This is a genomic window from Humibacter ginsenosidimutans, assembly GCF_007859675.1.
Classification (GTDB): domain Bacteria; phylum Actinomycetota; class Actinomycetes; order Actinomycetales; family Microbacteriaceae; genus Humibacter; species Humibacter ginsenosidimutans.
This window is the reverse complement of the sequence record NZ_CP042305.1, coordinates 2,441,767-2,460,409: the sequence shown is the minus strand read 5'-3', so window position 1 is coordinate 2,460,409 and position 18,643 is coordinate 2,441,767. Positions and strand designations below refer to the sequence as shown.

At 70.8% G+C, this 18,643-nt stretch carries 18 protein-coding genes; 9 read left to right on the top strand and 9 right to left on the bottom strand.

Annotated elements, in window-relative coordinates; translation table 11 throughout:
- Nucleotides 1-87 precede the first annotated feature (87 nt).
- From FPZ11_RS11305 to FPZ11_RS11280, 7 genes are all read right to left on the bottom strand, one after another.
- Nucleotides 88-987, bottom strand: coding sequence for a metallophosphoesterase (locus tag FPZ11_RS11305; protein ID WP_246846216.1), 900 nt, complete (start codon nucleotides 985-987; stop codon nucleotides 88-90).
- A 115-nt stretch (nucleotides 988-1,102) separates the two neighbouring features.
- Nucleotides 1,103-1,882, bottom strand: coding sequence for an SDR family NAD(P)-dependent oxidoreductase (locus FPZ11_RS11300; RefSeq protein WP_146320974.1), 780 nt, complete (start codon nucleotides 1,880-1,882; stop codon nucleotides 1,103-1,105).
- Between the two features lie 193 nt (nucleotides 1,883-2,075).
- On the bottom strand, nucleotides 2,076-3,971 hold the full coding sequence (locus FPZ11_RS11295) for a YhgE/Pip domain-containing protein (RefSeq protein WP_146320972.1): 1,896 nt from the start codon (nucleotides 3,969-3,971) through the stop codon (nucleotides 2,076-2,078).
- Nucleotides 3,968-4,831: a hypothetical protein gene (locus FPZ11_RS11290; protein WP_246846215.1), complete on the bottom strand. Its 864-nt coding sequence runs from the start codon at nucleotides 4,829-4,831 to the stop codon at nucleotides 3,968-3,970. Before FPZ11_RS11290 ends, FPZ11_RS11295 begins: the two co-directional genes overlap by 4 nt.
- Nucleotides 4,828-5,496 carry a TetR/AcrR family transcriptional regulator gene (locus FPZ11_RS11285; RefSeq protein WP_146320970.1) on the bottom strand — a complete coding sequence of 223 codons (669 nt, stop codon included), beginning with the start codon at nucleotides 5,494-5,496 and terminating at the stop codon, nucleotides 4,828-4,830. The genes FPZ11_RS11290 and FPZ11_RS11285 overlap by 4 nt, the downstream gene beginning before the upstream one ends.
- Before the next feature lie 75 nt (nucleotides 5,497-5,571).
- Complete coding sequence (locus FPZ11_RS19290) at nucleotides 5,572-5,736, bottom strand: hypothetical protein (RefSeq protein ID WP_168203805.1); 165 nt, start codon at nucleotides 5,734-5,736, stop codon at nucleotides 5,572-5,574.
- Nucleotides 5,733-6,200, bottom strand: coding sequence for a hypothetical protein (locus FPZ11_RS11280; RefSeq protein WP_146320968.1), 468 nt, complete (start codon nucleotides 6,198-6,200; stop codon nucleotides 5,733-5,735). The genes FPZ11_RS19290 and FPZ11_RS11280 overlap by 4 nt, the downstream gene beginning before the upstream one ends.
- Before the next feature lie 260 nt (nucleotides 6,201-6,460).
- Between FPZ11_RS11280 and FPZ11_RS11275 the strand changes: the two genes are divergently transcribed.
- Nucleotides 6,461-6,979, top strand: a complete 519-nt coding sequence (locus FPZ11_RS11275) for a DUF3151 family protein (protein ID WP_146320966.1) — start codon at nucleotides 6,461-6,463, stop codon at nucleotides 6,977-6,979.
- Between the two features lie 110 nt (nucleotides 6,980-7,089).
- Here the strand turns inward: FPZ11_RS11275 and FPZ11_RS11270 are convergent, their stop codons facing one another.
- Nucleotides 7,090-7,851 carry a Clp protease N-terminal domain-containing protein gene (locus FPZ11_RS11270; protein WP_146320964.1) on the bottom strand — a complete coding sequence of 254 codons (762 nt, stop codon included), beginning with the start codon at nucleotides 7,849-7,851 and terminating at the stop codon, nucleotides 7,090-7,092.
- 111 nt (nucleotides 7,852-7,962) lie between these two features.
- Here FPZ11_RS11270 and FPZ11_RS11265 point away from each other — a divergent pair, with 111 nt between their 5' ends.
- The 3 genes from FPZ11_RS11265 to FPZ11_RS11255 all read left to right on the top strand — a co-directional run bounded on the left by FPZ11_RS11265 (nucleotide 7,963) and on the right by FPZ11_RS11255 (nucleotide 11,286).
- Nucleotides 7,963-8,772: an alpha/beta fold hydrolase gene (locus FPZ11_RS11265; protein ID WP_146320962.1), complete on the top strand. Its 810-nt coding sequence runs from the start codon at nucleotides 7,963-7,965 to the stop codon at nucleotides 8,770-8,772.
- Between the two features lie 212 nt (nucleotides 8,773-8,984).
- Complete coding sequence (locus FPZ11_RS11260) at nucleotides 8,985-10,271, top strand: adenylosuccinate synthase (RefSeq protein ID WP_146320960.1); 1,287 nt, start codon at nucleotides 8,985-8,987, stop codon at nucleotides 10,269-10,271.
- A 193-nt stretch (nucleotides 10,272-10,464) separates the two neighbouring features.
- Nucleotides 10,465-11,286 carry a phosphatase PAP2 family protein gene (locus FPZ11_RS11255; RefSeq protein WP_168203804.1) on the top strand — a complete coding sequence of 274 codons (822 nt, stop codon included), beginning with the start codon at nucleotides 10,465-10,467 and terminating at the stop codon, nucleotides 11,284-11,286.
- Between the two features lie 42 nt (nucleotides 11,287-11,328).
- On the opposite strand, the gene FPZ11_RS11250 is transcribed toward FPZ11_RS11255, so the two are convergent.
- Nucleotides 11,329-12,585 (bottom strand): citrate/2-methylcitrate synthase, encoded by a 1,257-nt coding sequence (locus FPZ11_RS11250; protein ID WP_146320956.1) that lies wholly within the window; start codon nucleotides 12,583-12,585, stop codon nucleotides 11,329-11,331.
- 141 nt (nucleotides 12,586-12,726) lie between these two features.
- On the opposite strand from FPZ11_RS11250, the gene FPZ11_RS11245 reads away from it, so the two are divergent.
- The 5 genes from FPZ11_RS11245 to FPZ11_RS11225 all read left to right on the top strand — a co-directional run bounded on the left by FPZ11_RS11245 (nucleotide 12,727) and on the right by FPZ11_RS11225 (nucleotide 18,593).
- Complete coding sequence (locus tag FPZ11_RS11245) at nucleotides 12,727-14,127, top strand: citrate synthase (RefSeq protein ID WP_146320954.1); 1,401 nt, start codon at nucleotides 12,727-12,729, stop codon at nucleotides 14,125-14,127.
- A gap of 57 nt (nucleotides 14,128-14,184) precedes the next feature.
- A complete protein-coding gene (locus FPZ11_RS11240) occupies nucleotides 14,185-15,204 on the top strand; it encodes a lactonase family protein (protein ID WP_146320952.1) in 1,020 nt (339 codons plus the stop codon).
- Between the two features lie 238 nt (nucleotides 15,205-15,442).
- Nucleotides 15,443-16,195: an ABC transporter ATP-binding protein gene (locus FPZ11_RS11235; RefSeq protein WP_146320950.1), complete on the top strand. Its 753-nt coding sequence runs from the start codon at nucleotides 15,443-15,445 to the stop codon at nucleotides 16,193-16,195.
- Nucleotides 16,192-17,532 carry an FtsX-like permease family protein gene (locus FPZ11_RS11230; RefSeq protein WP_146320948.1) on the top strand — a complete coding sequence of 447 codons (1,341 nt, stop codon included), beginning with the start codon at nucleotides 16,192-16,194 and terminating at the stop codon, nucleotides 17,530-17,532. The genes FPZ11_RS11235 and FPZ11_RS11230 overlap by 4 nt, the downstream gene beginning before the upstream one ends.
- A 176-nt stretch (nucleotides 17,533-17,708) precedes the next feature.
- A complete protein-coding gene (locus FPZ11_RS11225) occupies nucleotides 17,709-18,593 on the top strand; it encodes an HpcH/HpaI aldolase/citrate lyase family protein (RefSeq protein ID WP_146320946.1) in 885 nt (294 codons plus the stop codon).
- The last annotated feature ends 50 nt before the right edge of the window (nucleotides 18,594-18,643 follow it).

Sequence of the window (18,643 nt, the reverse complement as noted above, 5' to 3'; positions counted from 1 at the left end):
ATGTCAGATGCCGCGCCGTTCCGCCGGCTCACGTCTCATGCTCCTCCGTCGGTCACGCGACCGCTCGTCTCTGACGGCGCTCATCGTTCATTCCGGGCGCCCGAATGACCGTGCGATGTCGTGGATGCCGTCGGCGTCGAGCTCGAACACCAGCTCGCCGTCCCGCTCGCTCGGCGCCCGCACCAGCGACACCCGCGGCGCGCCGGACGCCGGCAGGTCGACGAGCGCGAAGCCCGCGCCGATGCGCGCCCGTTCCACGTTCTCCGGGGTCGTGACATCCGAGGTGTTCGTCACCCCCGGCGCGACGACGATCGGGATGCCGCGCTCCAGAGTGACGAGCGGGTGATGGTAGTGGCCGCTGAGCACGAGGCGCACGTCGCTGCCGTCGAGCACGCCGAGCAGGGCGTGCGGGTCGTCCAGCTCGAGCAGGCGCAGCAGCGGGGTCACGGCATGCGTCGGCGGGTGGTGCACGACCACCACGGTGCCCAGGTCGACCGACTCGGAGAGCTCGGACTGCAGCCAGGCGAGCTGCGCGGCATCCAGCGACCCGTACGCGGCGCCGGGCACCGACGAGTCGAGCGTGACGATGCGGTGCCTGCCCATGGTGTGCACCCGGGTTCGCGGTCCGAGCACCTCGGCGAAGGCATCCGGATGATCGTGGTTGCCCATCGCATAGATCGCCTGCGCGCCGCGCTCGCAGGCCCATGGATCGACGAGGTCACGGAGCGTGCGATACGAGGCCACGGAGCCGTCCTCGCTCAGGTCGCCGGAGAGCACGACGGCGTCGACGCCCGGGATCTCCTCGGCCGCGGCCAGCACCCGCCGCAGCGCGGCCGTCGTGTCGACGATGCCGTAGTGCAGGCTGTCGTCTCCGTAGAGATGGGTGTCACTGATGTGCACGATGCGCAGGTCAGCCCGGGCCCGGCGCGACCGCGGCTCTGGTGTCGCCACGGATGCCTCTGGTGCTGTCTCCTGGGATGCCGTCACGCCGTCACCCTACCCACGGCGGCCGACGTTCGGACGCTGTCGCCGGGCACTCTCGCGCTCCCGGCGGGTCGACGACTTGAGACGACTGCATGGGCGTGGAAGGCGAGGGTGCGGGTCACTCCCCGGCGTCGAGCAGATGGCTCATCACGGCGAACGGCCCGGCGAGCGAACCGCCGTCGACGGGAAGCGTCACGCCCGTGATCCACGAGGCGTCGTCGGAGGCGAGGAACGCGATCGCGGCCGCGATGTCGGCCGGTTCGCCGACGCGGCCCAGCGGGTAGAGCGGGGCCAGTCTGTCGGGGCCGCCCTGGGTGTCCCACACCCTGGTGCGGATGGTGCCCGGCGCAACCACGTTGACGCGCACCCCGGCGGGGCCGAACGTGACGGCGAGATTCTTCGCGAGCAGCGTGAGCCCGGCCTTCGCCGACGCGTACGCCGGCTCGCCGTAGGCGGCGACGCCGTTCACGGAGCCGACCATCACGATGGCGCCCCGGCTGGCGGTCAGTGCCTCGCGGCACGCGCGGATGAGACGCACGGGACCGTGCAGGTTCCAGTCGACGATCGAGGTCCAGTGCTCCTCGCCGAGCTCGTCGTCGGTGAGACGGTCGCCGCCGGCGACGGCGGCGAGCACGTCGATGCGGCCGAACCTCTCGATGACGGATGCCACGGCCTCGTCGACGGAGGCCGCCCGCGTCACATCGCACGCGAACACCTCCGCACGGTGCAGCGTCGTGTCATGGTCGGATGCGCGGGCGGCGAGCTTCGCGGCAGCGGCATCCGTCTCCAGATCGAGGATCGCGACTCGCGCACCCTCGTCGAGCAACCGCTCCACGGTCGCCCAGCCGATGCCGTTCGCGCCGCCGCTCACGACGGCAACCCTGTCGTCGAATCTCATCGGGCCACGCTAACGCGCGCCGCCCGTGGTGACCACCACTCCGCGCGCACTTCGTCCGCACTTCGTCCGCACTCCGCGCGCAGCCCCTGCCGAGAGGTCGACAAATGCGATCAGAACGCTTCGGGAACCGCAATTTTCGACGTTTCGGCGCAGCTCGAAGGGGAGGGGACGGCGCGGGTGCGGGCGGGCGCGCTCAGCCGATCAGGCTGGGCTGCAGGTCGCGCAGGGTGCGGCGGTGGGTCATCCTGATCACTCCGACGGCCGTGATGACGAGCGCGATCGCCAGCCACAGCACGAGGAAGAGCGCGTCGCCGCCCGCGAGCGAGGCGTTGCCACCGTACATCGTCTGTCGTATTCCGTCGACGGCATACGACATCGGCAGGCCGTGATGCAACCAGGCGAGCGGTCCCGGCAACGTCTGCCACGGGAACGTCCCGCCCGCCGTGACGAGCTGAAGCACCATCAGCACGAGGCCGAGGAACTGTCCGACGCTGCCCAGCCACACATTGAGGGCGAGGATGATCGACGCGAACGTCACCGAGGCCAGCGCCATGATGCCGAACGTGGCCCACGGATTGCTCACGTTGAAGTGCAGGGCGCCGGCGACGATCGCGTACAGCCCGATCATCTGAATCACCCCGAGCAGCGCGGGCGTGAGCCAGCCGGCCAGCGAGATGCGCAGCGGGGTGCGCAGCGCGGTGATGGCGCGACGGGACACGGGCTTCACGATGAGGAAGAGCGCGTAGATGCCGATCCATGCCGACAGCGCCATGAAGAACGGTGCGAGTCCGGCGCCGTAGGTTCCCGCGCTCGCCTCCTTCGAGGTCGAGAGCTTGACCGGGTCGGCGATGGTGTCGGCCTGCGCTTCCCGCTCGGCGGCCGTCGTCTTCGGAATCTGCGTCACGCCGTCATCGAGACCGGACTTCAGCTGCTTCGTGCCGTCGGCCAGCGTGCTGAGCCCGTCCCGCAGCGTCGCAGCCCCGCTCGCCGCGGCCGCCGAACCCGTCGCGAGCTGTGCGGCGCCACCGGCCGCATCGTCGATGCCCTTGGTGAGCGCGGGCGCGGATGCCGCCAGTTGCGCCGCTCCCGCCGCCACCCGCTGCGATCCGCTCGCCAGCTGATCCACCTGGCCGACGGCGGACTGCACCTTCGAGTTGCCCGCGGTCACCTTGCTTCCCAGCGAATCGAGCTGGGCCAGGATCTGCTCCTGTGTCGCCTGGTCGACACCCTGCTTATTCAGCTCGTCGACGATCTGGGCGCGAACGGACGGCAGGGCATCCACCGCCTGCTGCGACAAGCTGCCCGCCTCGTCGGCGTATCCGGCGAGCGTGGCATCGCCGTCGGCGACCTGCTGGGCGCCGTCCGCGAGCTGGGACGCCTGGGACGGCAGGGACGCCGTCTTGGACTTGAGCGTGTTCAGGCCGTCGCGCAGCGACGCCGATCTGGAGGCCAGTTGCGCGGTGCCGTCGGCGAGGGAGGCGGCGCCGGTGTGCGCGGTCTGGGCGCCGTCGGCGAGCTGACCCGCGGCATCCGCGGCGTCGGACAGGCTCGAGCGGATGTCGGACAGCGCGAGCAGGAATCGGCTCGCCGCCTCGCGGTTCACCTCCTGCACGATGGACGCCTTGATCGTCTCGGCCGCCTGCTGCCCGATCGTCGACGCGAGATAGCTGTTCGTGTCGTTCGTTGTCAGCCGCACGACCGCCCGCTCTGGCGATGTCGTCGACGCGCTGGAGAGCTGCTGCGAGAAGTCGGCGGGGAGCGTGATGGCGAAGTCGTAGCCCTGCGTGTTCAGGCCGTGCGCGGCCTTCGAGGCGGAGACGATGTGCCAGTCGAAGGTGCCGTCGTCGACGAGCCGCTGCGCGACCTTGTCGCCGTAGTTCACGGTCTTGCCGTCGGCGGTGGCGCCGTTGTCGTTCACGACGATCGCGGCGGGAATCTGGTCGAGCTTCGCGTACGGGTTCTGGTTGGCCCAGAGGTAGAGCGCGCCGTAGATGACGGGCACGCACATCAGCGCGAGCAGCGCGATGGTCGCCATTCGGCTGGCGGTGAGGCGGCGCAGTTCCGCCGCGATCATCTGTGGAACCTTCATTCGTCGCTCTCCTCGTGCGCCGTCTCGGCGCCGTCGAGTGGCGCGAGATCGTCATCGGTCGCGTCGGTGATCGGTGGGTCTGTGTGGGGAAAGTCGGATGCCTCGACCTGCTTGGCGCGGATCACCGGCACCGGGCGGGTGATCACGTCGGGCAGATCGGGCAGGGCGCGCTCGCCGACGAGCAGCGCCTCATCGAAGAGCGACGCGTCCGAGTCGTCGCGCGTGGGGTCTTCGTCAGGGTCGGCCTCGTTCCACGGGGCCTCGAGGCGCTCCACGAGCGAGCTCGCGGCGATGGCTGCGGCGGAGGCATCCCCCGCGATCACGAGCACGGCGTAGCCGCGCGACGCCACGTCGAGCGCGATGCGCCACCACGCGTTCGGGTCGCCGCCGTGGCGATCGGGCGAGGTGAGCACGATGCCCTGCACGCCGTCGCGCAGCAGAGCGAGTTCGACGAGCAGCCGGATGCGCGCGGCCGGCGGAACCTGTCCGATCTCGTCGCGAGCGTGCTGGGCGAGCCCCAGCGAGTCCAGGGTGCGCCGCACGGCACGCAGTCCAGACGGCCTGCCCGCGAACATGAGCTCCTCTGCTGCGACGCCGGCGAGCGTGACGTTCGGCGCCGGATCGCTCACCGCGGGCGCGTCGATGAGGGCGATGACGCGGCGGATGGCACCGGCATCCTCTTCGCCGTCGATCGTGACGCTTCCGGTGCCCGGCTTCATGCGGCCGGATGCCAGCAGCCCCAGAACCGTCGGCCGCTGCTCGGTCTCCGCCCTGGCCAGCACGGCCTCTCCCGTGCCGTAGGTGAGCGATCTGACGCCGAGGGCCGGCGTCTTGGAGACTCCGTTGAGTGCGATCCTCATGCACGGCTCCCTTCATCGGCGGATGCCGTTCGATACGCGAGCTCGGGCGTCGCGGCAACGAGGTCGCCGGCCTCGCGCCAGCCGAGTCCGGCGACGCTCAGCGCCGTGAGCATGACCAGCTCGTGTCCCTGGCGGTCGCTGAGTCCGTCGTGCGTCGCCTCTGCCAGCACGTCGAGCGCCGCCCGCTCGATGAGACGGGCGAGCGGCTCCGGTCGGATGTCCCTGCGCAGTACGCCGTCGCGCACCCCGCGGTGCACCGTGGCGCGCAGCTTCGCGCGCGCCGGCTCGAGCGATTTCGCCACGAGATCGGTGTAGGGGCCGCGCACCGCGAACTCGGCGGTCACGCTCGCGTGCTGCACCTGTCGCCAGAGGGTGGCGCCGTAGAGGGCGATCTCGATGCGGGCATCCTCGTGCTCGATCGGCAGGATGGATGCCGCCACCCGCGCCGCCCCCAGCCGCAGCACCTCGCGCACGAGCTCGTCCCGGTTGGCGAAATGCCCGTACACCGAGCGACGGCTGAGTCCCGCCTCCGCGGCGATGGCCTCCAGCGAGGCGTCGATGTCGGTGTTGAGCAGGCGCACGGCGGCGTCGAGCAGGGCGGACCGGTTCTCGGCTGCATCCCTGCGCGGCGCGCGGGTGTGCGTGGCGTCGGAAACGGTGGTCATGCATCCACTCTACAAAGTTGCACATCGATGTGCACGTTAGCTCGGTGAATGCTCAGACTCGCGCGGGGCCCCACGTCACGCCGAGACCTGGCGTCGGGCGATCGCGACGACGTCCGGGACGGCGGCGACCGTGATGCGCGCCGCATCCATCGGGCCGGTCGGTGCGCTGTCGGTCGGCTGCGCGGCGGGGTCGGGGTGCTTCGGCGCCGGTTCGGAGCGCTCGGGTGTGCGGCAGGTCACTCGCCTTCGAATCGCACTGCAGACGACAGTGCGCGGCCGACCGCCTGAAGCGTGTCCTCGAACTGTGCTCGGCCGTCCGCTCGCAGTGCGGAACCCGCGACCAGCGGCACGAGCCAGCGCGACCCTCGTCCGGCCACGTTGTACGAGCGATAGCGGAGCCGGGCGCCGGAGTCCTCTGCGGTCGTTTCGTAGACACCGCGGAACCACCATTGGCCGGAGATGACGAGCGCGTGCCGAACGGTGTCGATCTCGACGTTGACTCCCGGTACGGGCGACGTGTCGGAGTCGGCCTCCGGCGGACGCGCCGGAAAGCCGAGCCGTCCGGCGCCTTCGGCCGAGCGCCGCCGCATGCCCTCGGTCACGAACGGCGAAACAGTCAGCAGCGCTTCCCAGACGCGCGATTCATCCGCCTGCACGTGCCCCTGGAAGGACTGCAGCAGAGCGCCATGGTCGTCTTCGCTCATCGGCCCTTCTCGTCACTCGCGTCGTACATCGGCCGAAACGAACTCGGATTCGCATCATCGATGGACGACGGATCCGGACTGCAGCCGGCCGGCAGGGCGCCGAGTGCCGACAGGGCCGTGGCGCACGCCACGACGCGAAGTCTCGTCGCACTCGCCATGGTTCGATTCTGCCCGCTGCGAGACCCCGCACAACCGGCGGCTCGCGCACGACCCGCCAGGCGTGCGGAGCGCCCCCGGCGACTCTGACTACCATGGGCGATATGACGCCCGACAGCCCGGCGCAGACGCCGAATGAGCCCGTGATCCGCCTCGACGCAGAGCGCGACGTGGTCATCGAGCTTCTCGACGCCGGCGGAGAGCCACGGGTGTTACGGATGGTCGTCGCGCGGTACCCGCGCTCCAGCCTCGCGTGGGCGAAGCTCGCTGACGCCACGTTCGACCCCGACCGGCCCGTCGAGTCGTATGCGTACGCCCTCGTCGGGTACCGTCGCGGCACGGAGGCACTCAAAGAGGCCATTGACTGGGACGACGCAGCCGCCGGCATCCCGTCGGTGCCGTGGTCGCACGAACCCAACCGCGGCTATCTGCGGTCGCTCTACGCACTGTCACGGGCGGCGGAAGCCCTCGGCGAAGCCGAGGAAGCCGCCCAGTACGCCGAGTTCCTGAAGCGGCTGGACCCGACGGCGGCCGCCGAGATCGAGGCGGCCCGCACGGCGCCGATCCCTGTGCAGCATCCGGCACCGCCGACCGAGTCGATCGTCATTCGCGGCGAGGACTGAGCGCAGCAGCCGGAACACAGGTCGAGGGGCAGCGTGGAACGGGCGCTTCTCGATGCCGGTCGATCCGGGAAAGCCGGTGCTGCGATGCGTAGGCCGGAGTCGCGTGCTCGTCACTCTGCGGGACGCGTCGTCTTCTTCGCTCGAACGATGGCGTCGATCTTCGCCTCCACCGCGTCGCTCAGGTGGTCGGCATCCAATCCGAGCGCGGCCAACGGCTCGACTGTCGGACCCTCCGACGCCGCCGAGAGCAGCAGGTGCTCGGTGCCGATGTAGTTGTGTCCGTAGTGCAGCGCTACGTCGAGCGCGTGCGCGATCAGCCTCTTGGCGCCGGTTCCGAATGTCGCGGTGCCCGCCCGGTCCGAGGATGCCGGTACGAACGCCTGTGCGATCGCGTCGAGCGGCACGCCCATCGCCTCGGCAAGCGCGGCATCCGTCACGCCCGCCTCGTGGATGACCGTGGTGGCCACGCTGTCCGGCTCTCCCAGCAGGGCCGCGACGAGGTGCCGTGGCTCGATCTCGCCGCTGGACGGGAGACGGCGGGAGGCGGCGAGCACGTTGCGAGTGCGGGGTGCGAAGCGCTCCAGTGGGCGGGATGAGGCGTGAAAGGCATCTTCGAGCCACTCTGTGGAGCGGCCGACGAACCGTTTCTGCGCGGCCTGCTTCGTGACGCCCATGCTCTCGCCGATCTGGGTCCACGATGCGCCGGAGCGGCGTGCCTGATCGACGAAGTAGCCGATGAGGGCGTCGGCCTGGCTCTGCACGCGGTTCGACACTGTGACGGCGTCGGAGAGGTGGAGCAGCGGGTCGCCGTTCGCGTGCAGGGCTTCGACGAACGCGATGAGGTTGTCGAGAGAGACGGGGAAATCAACCATACGTCAACCCTAGGTTGACGATCGACTCTCGTCAACCATGGGTTGACGGAGCCCGATGTGCTCTCGAGTCGATGGACAATGTCAGCGGCTTGAGACTCAGGAGGCTCATCGATGCCCGATTCAGCAGAACGCGATGTCGAGACGCAGTGGGTCGCCACGCCTGCGGGAGATCGCGTGGCGTACGACGTGCGCGGCGACGGGCCGGCCGTCATCCTGGTGGCAGGTGCCGGTCCGTATCGCGGCACCGATCCGAACACTCCACGTACTGCCGATCTGTTGGCCGAGCGGGGCATCCGCACCCTTCTGTACGACAGGGTCGGGCGCGGAGAGAGCGTCGCCGATGGCCCGTTCACGCTCGATCGTGAGCTCGCCGCACTCTCCGCACTCATCGACGTCGTCGGAGGGCACGCCGTGCTGTGGGGGCAGTCCTCCGGTGGTGCGATCGCCCTGCGCGCGGCGGTCGACGGCCTTCCGGTCGACGGACTCGCCCTGTGGGAGACGCCGCTGCAGCAGGCGGATGATGCGGCAGCCTGGGCGCGCGAGTTCGCGGCTCGAATCGACGCAGGCGATCTGCTCGGTGCGCTCGAGCACTACTCGCGGGACGTGCCGCCCGAGCGGCTGCGCGCGCTGAAGGAGTCTCCCCGGCTGCCGCAGATCCTGGCGACGGTGCCGTCGCAGCGCGCGGACGCCGAGGCGCTCGCCTGGGCGGATGAGGCTCTCGAGTCGGGAAGCTTCGAGCGGGTGGCCGCTCCCGTGCTGGCGATGACCGGCGAGGTGACCCGGCCCGCGATGGCGCATTCCGCTGCCGTCATCGCGTCGGCCGTGCAGAACGGTCGGGCCGCCACCGTCGCCGGTGCCCGCCACCAGTGGGAGCCGGAGGCCATGGCCGTCGCCATCGCCGCATTCGTGCGCACGCTCTGACGACGCGCACCGCACGGAAGCAGGGGCGCTGGGCCGCGGGGCCGGTCCAGGCGCAGCCCGGGCCCCGGTAGGCTGGACGGGCCGTGCGGCGCCCAGCGCGACTCGCTCTGCGAGGCGGCGGTTCGAGCGTCGTCGATCCCGGCTACCCGCCCAGCCGGTGGCGGTGCGCAGGGTGGGGACCGGCGCGCACGACAACGCAGAGGAGAACTCGCATGCCAGCAGCAGTCATCGTCGGAGCTCAGTGGGGCGACGAGGGCAAGGGCAAAGCCACCGACCTCCTTGGCGACCGCATCGACTATGTGGTCAAGTTCAACGGCGGAAACAACGCGGGTCACACGGTGGTGGTGGGCGACGAGAAGTACGCGCTGCATCTGCTGCCCTCTGGCATCCTCACCCCCGGCGTCACGCCGGTGATCGGCAACGGCGTCGTCGTCGACCTCGAGGTGCTCTTCGAGGAGCTCGACGGGCTCATCGAGCGCGGCGTCGACGTCTCGCGGCTCGTCGTCTCGTCGAACGCGCACATCATCACGCAGTACCACCGCACCATGGACAAGGTCACGGAGCGCTTTCTCGGCAAGCGCCAGATCGGCACGACCGGCCGCGGCATCGGGCCGACGTACGCCGACAAGATCAACCGGGTGGGCATCCGGGTGCAAGACCTCTTCGACGAGGGCATTCTGCGTCAGAAGGTCGAGGGTGCGCTCGACCAGAAGAACCACCTGCTGGTCAAGGTGTACAACCGTCGGGCCATCGCGGTCGACGAGGTGGTCGACGGCCTGCTCTCGTATGCGGAGCGCGTGCGCCCGATGGTGGCCGACACATCGCTGCTGCTGAACAACGCGCTCGACGAGGGCAAGCAGGTGCTGTTCGAGGCCGGCCAGGCCACGATGCTGGATGTCGACCACGGCACGTACCCGTTCGTCACGTCATCCTCGTCGACGGCGGGCGGTGCGGCGACCGGTTCCGGCGTCGGACCGAACCGCATCGAGCGCGTGATCGCGGTCGTCAAGGCGTACACGACGCGCGTCGGCGCAGGTCCGTTCCCCACGGAGCTGAACGACGAGATGGGCGAGTGGCTGCGCACGCAGGGCGCGGAGTTCGGCGTGACCACCGGTCGCCCGCGTCGCACCGGCTGGTACGACGCGCCCATCGCCCGCTATGCGACGCGCGTGAACGGCGTGACGGACTTCGTGCTCACCAAACTCGATACGCTCACCGGGCTGGAGCGCATCCCGGTGTGCGTCGCCTACGACGTCGACGGCGTGCGGCACGACGAGGTTCCCGCGTCGCAGTCCGACTTCCACCACGCTGTGCCGATCTACGAAGAGCTGCCGGGCTGGAGCGAAGACATCCAGGGCGCGCGTTCCTTCGCCGACCTGCCGAAGAACGCGCAGGACTACGTTCTGGCGATCGAAGGGATGTCCGGCGCCCGTATCTCGGCGATCGGCGTCGGCCCCGCGCGCGACGCCATCGTGGTGCGGCACGATCTGATCGACTGACGCCGGCTCCGTCGCCGGCCGACCAGATCGGCGAATGGGATGCCTCGAGAGAGTTCATCCGGCTGATGCACGCGGCCGGCGCATCCCCGGTTGCCCGTGGCCGCGGCATCCACCGACCTGTCTGAGCAGATCCTGGGTCGGCACGCACCGGGGTCTGTGCTCACTCACAAGCGAGAACTGGCACGATGGAGCGGTGACGGCGAGACTGCGAAAGTGGCCGTTCGTGGTGGTCGCCATCGTGATGGCCGCCGCGTTCGTGGCCTCCTACCTGTTCTTCGTGCGCACGTATGCCGGTCAGATCGTCGACGAGCGCGCGTTCAACGGCGCCGCCGACCAGCACACCCTCATCTACAGGCTGTCCGGAGCCTTTCTCGGGAATGTTCCCTACATCGCCATCGGCGGCGGTGTCGTTCTCACGCTGCTCATCGGCGGACTCACCCGGCGCCCCAAGCACATCATCGTCGCGCTCGCCGTCGGGGCTGTCGCCCTCGGGCTCGCCGAGCTCTCGAAGTACGTCTTTCTGAGCCGTGCGCAGACCGGCGCGACGGATGCCTTCAACAACTCCTTCCCGTCGGGTCACGCCACCGTCGCCGCGGCCGCCGCGTTCGCGGTGTTCCTCGTGTGCACACCGCGCTGGAGGCCGCTCGCCGCGGTGCTCGGCGGTGCCTTCGCGGTGCTCACGGGCATCCTCGCCCTGATCAGTCAGTGGCATCGGCCCAGCGACCTGGTCGCCGGGTTCATGCTCGTGGCGGCCTGCGCCTCACTGGGCGGGGCCGCGCTGATCGGCTGGCGCGTGCCCGTCGCGACGCGTCCCGCGCGCTCGCTGAACGCGTTGTGGTGGGTTGCTGGGGTGAGCGCCGCCATCTCGTTGGTGTCGTTCGTGTGGATCTACGTGACGGTGCAAGACCACGGCAGCCACCTCGAGATCGCCTATCTCGGCGGAAGCACGGCCATTCTCGCGGTCGGCAGCGGGTTCACGGTGGCGGGAAACCGTCTGTTCCGCGACCTGTCGTAGCGGGCTCGGGTGAGGCGGACGGGATGCCGTTGAACGACGGAGTCAGGGCACGTAGCGCGACGAGGGGCGGATGATCTTCGGGTCGCGTGCCTGTTCCAGCACGTGGGCGCTCCAGCCCACCACGCGCGACATCGCGAACGTCGGCGTGAACATGTCGCGCGGAATGCCGCACTGCTCAAGCACGACGGCCGCGTAGAACTCCACGTTGGTGTGCAGGTCGCGTCCCGGCTTGTACTCGGCGAGCAGTCGCTCGGCGGTCTGCTCGTACTGCACCGCAAGCTCGACGCGGGGTCCGCCGAACTCGAGTGCGACCTGCCGCAGCAGACGCGAGCGGGGGTCGGCGGTGCGGTAGACCGCGTGGCCGAAGCCCATCAGGCGACGGCCGGCGGAGAGCTCGCCGCGCAGATACGGTTCGATGTCGGCGGGGGTGGCGACGGCATCCAGTGCGTCGAGCGCCCTGCTCGGGGCACCGCCGTGCAGCGGACCGGAGAGGGCGCCGAGGGCGCCCGCGATGCACGACGCCAGGTCGGCGCCGGTCGACGCGATGACGCGTGCCGTGAACGTGGATGCGTTGAGTCCGTGGTCGAGCGTGGCGATGAGATAGGCGCTGAGGGCGCGGATGCTCCGCTCGTCGGGCACCCGTCCGGTCACGCGCGCGAGGTAGTCGGCCACCGCACCGCGGTCGTCACTGGAGTCGGGCCACGGATCGAGTCCCTGACCCGCACGATGGAACGCGGCGAGGATGCCCGGCACCGCCGCGCCCACCGCGAGCGCTTGCTCGACACGATCGTCATCCCCGAGGTCGTAGAGCGGCTCGCCGCCCAGCGCCTCGGCGAGCACCGGCAGCGTGGCCTGCAGCCCGCGGAGCGGTGTCAGGTGGCGAGCGTCGGCGTTGTTGCGGGTGTCGCTGGCGCCGCCGTCGCCGTTGTCGTCGGCGCAACCGACCGTGTTGGCGCTGTCGCTGCTATCGCCCGCGAGCCTCGCACCCGCCGTGCGCTCGACGAACTCGCGGACGGCGGAAGGCGGGGTGCGCAGGGCGGCGACGCGCGCGCGGAACCGGGCCGCGGCATCCTCGTCGGGCGGCGTGCCGAGCACGAGCAGGTGCCACGCGCGCTCGAAGTCGCCTTCGCGTGCCAGCTCGATCGCGTCGTGACCGCGGTAGTGGTAGCGGCCCTCCGTGCCGAGCACGTCGCCGATCGAGGTCTGCGCGACGACGACGCCGGAGAGGCCACGCGGCGCGTCAACTGACGCGGCAGGGCGGCCCACCGTGGCGGCTGCAGGTTCGGTGGTGATGGACATGGCCGGTCTCCTTCGCTGTCGCCCGGATGATGCAGCCACCGGGTCGTGCTCGGGCCCGGGCGCCGTCGTCCGTGGCGTCTTCTTCAGAGTGCGACTTGATCGATCAGGCGTCAACGTTGATTTGATCAATATGATGTGGGCATGGCGACAGCACTTCCCCGGCTCACGGCGGCGCAGGCGGCGGCGCGTCTCGGCGTGAAGCAGCAGACCCTGTACGCATACGTCTCGCGAGGGCTTCTCTCGCGGCAGCGGGACGCGAACGGGTCGACGTTCGATCCCCTCGAGGTCGAGGAGTTCGCGAGCTCGCGCAGGCCGTCGACGCCGCGCTCGACGGAGGCGGGCTCGCCCGGCTTCTCCGGATCCCCGCTGATGGTGCTCGACACCGACATCGCACTGATCGAGGACGGCGAGCTGTTCTTCCGGGGTGAGCCGGCGGCCGAGCTCGCCCTCGGACACTCGTATGAATCCGTCGCCCGCTGGCTGTGGGGCGAGCAGTCGGAGGCGAGTCCTGACGACGGATTCGTCGCCGACCCGGTCGGCGTTCGTGCGGCCGCCACAGCTGTCGCCGCACTCGGCCCGTCGGCATCGGCGCTGGACCGCATCCAGGTGTCGGTGCCGGCGCTCGGCGCCGCCGACCCCACTCGGCACGACCTCGACCCGACCACCGTGCGCGCCACGGCCGCACGCCTGATCGCCGGAGTCGTCGCATCCCTGAGCGCGGTCGCGTCGCGCCCGAGCGCGCGCGCCACGGCCGCCGAGACGTCGAAAAACGCGGTCAGAGGAGCGAGCGCATCGCATTCTTTGACGTCTCGGCCGGCACAGGGTGTCGCAGACGCCCTGTGGCGCGCGTTCACGGGGCGCGGGGCGAGCGCGCGCGAGCGGCGCGCACTCGGCGCTGCGCTCGTGCTGCTCGTCGACCACGATCTGGCGGTGTCGACGCTGGCGGCGCGCGCGGCGGCATCCGCCCACGCGACCCCGTACGCCGTGGTCTCGAGCGGACTCGGCGCGCTGGACTCCGCGCTGCACGGCAACGCGAGCGGCGCGGCCTCCGAGCTGATCGCACTCGTGCTCGGGGGCGAGGATGCCCGCACCGCCCTCGCGCAGACCGTGGCACGCACCGGCCGCCCGGCTCCCGGCTTCGGGCAGCCGCTCTACCAGGGGATCGACGCACGCGCGGGCATCCTGCTGCCACTCGTCGCCGAGCTGCCGAACGGCGCAGCGGTGATGGATGCCGTCGACCGCCTCGCCACGGAGGTCGCCGCCCACACGGGCAGGCGCCCGAACGTCGACCTCGCGCTCGCCGCGCTGACGACGGCCGCCGGGATGCCCGCCGACGCCGGCGCCGCCGTCTTCGCCGTCGGCCGCATGGCCGGCTGGATCGCCCACGCCCTCGACGAGTACGGGCAGCGCCCGCTGCGGCTGCGCCCGCGCGGTCGCTACGTGGGCCCGCCGGCGGGGGCGTCCGCTCTCGCCCGACCCAACGGGCCACGTGTGCCAGCAATTCGTCGTGGGCGTCGTGACGGTGAGGCGACAGAGGCGTGACGGCGGCGCGGCGATGCCGCGTGCGACAGCCACCGGCGCGTCCGGCACACTGGTGACATGTCCTCATCACTCTGGCTCGGCACCTACACGGCGGATTCCGGCGGGCACGGACGCGGCATCGCGCGCGTGACGCTCGACGACGGCGGAGCGATCACGGGCATGCGCACGGCGGCGGCGTCGGACTCGCCGTCGTTCGTGGCCACGCACCCGACCCTCCCCGTGGTCTACGCCGTGGAGGAGTTCGCCGCACGCTTCCGGGCGTTCCGCGTCACTGACACCGGCGATCTCGAGCCGCTCGGCGACGCCCTCGACGCGGGCGAGGCCGTGTGTCACGTGGCCGTCGCGGCCGACGGCGGGTACGCGGTCGCGACGTGCTGGGGCGACGGGCGGGTGCTCGTCTACGAGCTCGACGGGAGCGGAGCGATCGTCGGGCGGGCGGAGGCGGAGGCATCCGTCGACCCGTACCGTGAGATCGCCGAGGAGCCGCGGCCGAGCAGGGCGCACTCCTCACTGTTCCTGCCCGACGGGCGGGTGCTGACCACCGATCTCGGGCACGACACCGTGCGCATCTGGCAGCCGGCGCGCGACGAGCACGGTGCCGCTCTCGAGCTGATCGGCGAGACCGTGCTGCCCTTCGGCAGCGGGCCACGGCACATGGTGCTGCACCCGAGCGGACACGTCTACGTGGTGACGGAGTACTCGAACGAGGTCGTGGTGCTGGAGCCAGGGGAGCTGGGCGTGGCATCTGTGGTGCACGCGTTCGAACCCTACGAGCGCAACGGCAACGCGGGCGCGCACATCTCGTACGACGGCGACGGGCACGTGCACGTCACCGTGCGCGGGGCGAACGTCGTCGGCGTGCTCGAGGTTCGGGATGCCGGCGCCGCGCTCGTGCCGGTCGCGAACGTCGACTGCGGGGGGAACTGGCCACGGCATCATCTGCAGCTCGGCGACCGTCTCTACGTGGCGAACCAACTCAGCGAGGACATCGCCGTGTTCCGACTGCGCGACGGGATGCCCGTGCTCGACACCACGGTGCCCACCGGCTCGCCCACCTGCCTGGTGCCCGTCGCCTGACGCCTCTGACCGTCCCCGCGCCGCCGCCGGTTGAGGAGCGCCGCAGGCGCGTCTCGAAACCAGCCCGCTGGGCGTCGGGTTTCGAGACGCGCGCCCACGGCGTGCTCCTCAACCCGCGGGACGGCCACGGTGCGCCCACGGCGTGCTCCTCAACCCGCGGTGTGGCTCAACCCACGGGATGACGCGGATCAGCCCGACGCCTGACGCGGAGCACGTCGCCGTGCGCGATGGTGGATGCATGACCGTGATTCTCGAGGCATCCGACCTCACCAAGTCGTACGGCGACACGCATGCGCTCGCCGGAGTATCCCTGCAGGTGCAGGCAGGCGAGGCTCTGGCGATCATGGGCGCGTCCGGGTCGGGCAAGTCGACGCTGCTGCATGTGCTGGCGGGCATCCTCACGCCGGACTCCGGTCGCGTCGAGCTGCACCGCTCGGCGGCATCGGGCGGCGACGAGCCAGCCGTGTCGATCGGGGAGCTGAACGACGCCGAGCGCTCCAAGCTGCGCCGCGAGACCTTCGGCTTCGTCTTTCAGCAGGGGCTGCTCGTGCCCGAGCTGACCGCCGTGGAGAACGCGGCGCTGCCGCTCATGCTGTCCGGAGTGCCGCGCGCCGAGGCGGAGCAGCGTGCTGCAGGGTGGCTCGCCGCCCTCGGCCTCTCCGGGCTCGAGCAGCGTCGCATCGGGCAGCTCTCCGGCGGCCAGGCGCAGCGTGTGGCCGTCGCCCGCGCCCAGGTGATCTCGCCGCTCGTGGTCTTCGCCGACGAGCCGACGGGCGCGCTCGACTCCGCCACCTCGGCCGACGTGATGGATGCCCTGATCGGCTCCACCACCGGCCGCGGTCGCACCCTCGTGGTCGTGACCCACGACGAGGGCGTCGCGGCCCGCTGCACGCGCACGGTGCGGGTGCGTGACGGGCGCGTCGTCGAGACGCGGTCGAAGGTGGCGGGCATGGACTACATCGAGACGCCCACCGCTGAGGCGCAGCGATGAGCACGATCGCGGTGGCGCGGCTGCTCGCGCGGCCGACGGCATCCGGGCGCGCCGCCCTCGTGCTGCCGATCGTGGCGTTCGGGATCGCGACGGCGCTGCTGCTCACCACGCTCGCCGGAGCGATCTCGTTCTTTCGCTGGCACGACTCGTTGGGCATCCTCTACCAGGCGCTCGCGGTGTTCGCCTCTGCGCTGCTGCTCGTGCCGCTCGCCTCGTTGGGCGGGTCGGCGGCCAGGCTTTCGGCCAGACGGCGCGACGACCGGCTCGCGACGTTGCGCCTGCTCGGCGCGACAACAGGCTTCGTCGCCCGCATCACGGTGCTCGAGTCGGCGGCGCTCGCGGTGGTTGGCGCGGTCGCCGGCACCCTGCTCTACGTCGTGCTCACCCCGCTGGTGGGACTGATCCACTTTCGCGGTGAGGCGATCGGCGCTCTCGCACTGCTGCTGAACCCGCTCATCGTGCTCGCGGTGATCATCGGGGTCGGGCTGCTCGCCGCGGTCAGCGCGGCCATCGGGCTGCGCGGCGTGATCGTCTCCCCCCTCGGCGTGCGCACCAGGCAGACCGCGCCGAAGACCAGGTGGGTCAGGCTCATCGTGGGAGTCATCGTGCTGGGCGCCGTGGTCTTCTGCGTGGCGAATCCCGACGTGTTCGGCGGATCCGTGGCCATCATCGTCGTGCTCACGGCGGCGTTCGTCGCGGCGAATGCGGTGCTCGGACTGGTCGGCCCGCTGGTCATCCGGCTGTTCGCGAAGTCGGGGCTGCGCAAGGCGGAGACGCCGCAGCGACTCATCGCGGCCCGCACCGTGCTGGAGTCGCCCAAGGCGGCCTGGCGCCAGGTGAGCGGTGTGTCGATGACGTGCTTCATCGCCGTCTTCGCAGGGACGGCTCTCGCCATGATCGGAGCAGTCTCCGGCGACCGTCAGGAGTACGACCAGCTGGTGCTGCTGGCAGACATCCGCACCGGCGTCTACATCACCCTGGCGATCTCGTTCGTCATGGTGGCGTGCTCGGTGGGCGTGAGTCAGGCATCGGCCATCCTCGACCGCCGTGACCTCTACGTGAGCCTGGACAGGCTCGGGATGCCGGTGCGCACGATGAACGCGGCCCGCGCCCGCGCCGTGCTGTCGCCTCTGCGCGTCGTGACCATCGGATCCTCGGTGACGGCCGCCGTCGTGGTGCTGCCGCTGGCCGGGGTCACGCTCGTGCTCGCACCGCTCTCGCTGCTGACGATCGCAGCGAGCATCGCCGCAGGCATCCTGGTGGTGGCGCTCGGAGTCGTCGCCACCCGGCCGGTTCTGCGGAGAGTGCTCGCGGAGCCGGCGACCCTCGCGGAGTGAGAAGAGCGCACCTCGCACGGCACGATTTGTCGGTCGCTCACAACGAAGCGCAAGCATCCTGCGACATAGGCTGACTAGGGCGTGTTGCGACCGAGCATCTCGGTGTTCGACCCTGAGTGTGCAACGCGCCTCACGTCGTGCCGCGCGACGACGCCGGCCGATACCGAGGAGAGTCCATGTCAGACACCACCACCGAGCAAGGATCCGAGCTGGCCGAGAAGCGCCTGGCCCGCGAGGAGGTGCGCGTGAAGTCGGGCGATGCGCGCTCCTGGTTGCTCCTCTCCGCTCTTGCCGTCGACAGCTTCGACCAGGCGCAGCTCTCGCGAGCCGACCAGGTCATCCTCGACCTCGAAGACGCGGTCGACGGCTCGCGCAAGGCCGAGGCACGGGCCAACGTCATCGGCTGGCTGCGGGGTGGCGGCAGCGCGTGGGTGCGCATCAACGACTGGACCAGCGAGTTCTGGGCAGACGACATCGCCGAGCTCACCGGAGCGCCCGGCCTCGCGGGCGTGATGTTGGCCAAGACCGAGGCGGCGGAGCAGGTCACCGACACCTATCAGCGGCTCGGCGGCCACACCGACGTGATCGCTCTCGTCGAGTCCGCCGTCGGCATCGAAGATGCCGGTTCCATCTCTCGTGCCCGTGGCGTGTCTCGTCTCGCGTTCGGAAGCGGCGACTACCGACGCGACACCGGCGCATCCAACGACAACCTCGCCATGGCGTACCCGCGCACGCGACTCGTGGTGGCCAGCCGTCTCGGCAACCTCCCCGGTCCGGTCGACGGACCGACGGTGGCGAGCACGCACCCCGTGCTGCGCGAGCAGGCCGGGGCGGCCGTCGCGATGGGCATGACGGGCAAGCTCTGCCTCGACTTCGAACAGCCGGATGTCATCAACGAGTGCATGAGCCCGAGCTCGGCCGACGTGCGTTGGGCGTACGACTTCCTCGCGGAGTTCGAGGCGAACGGGCGCGTCATCCGCGACGGCAGCGACAAGCCGCGCCTGGCGCGGGCGGAGATCATCCGCACCCGTGCGGAGCGCTTCCGCATCACGCCGAGCTAGTCGGCCGAGGGCGCGGCGTGCCGCCCTTCTGTGCACGCTGACCGCGCCAC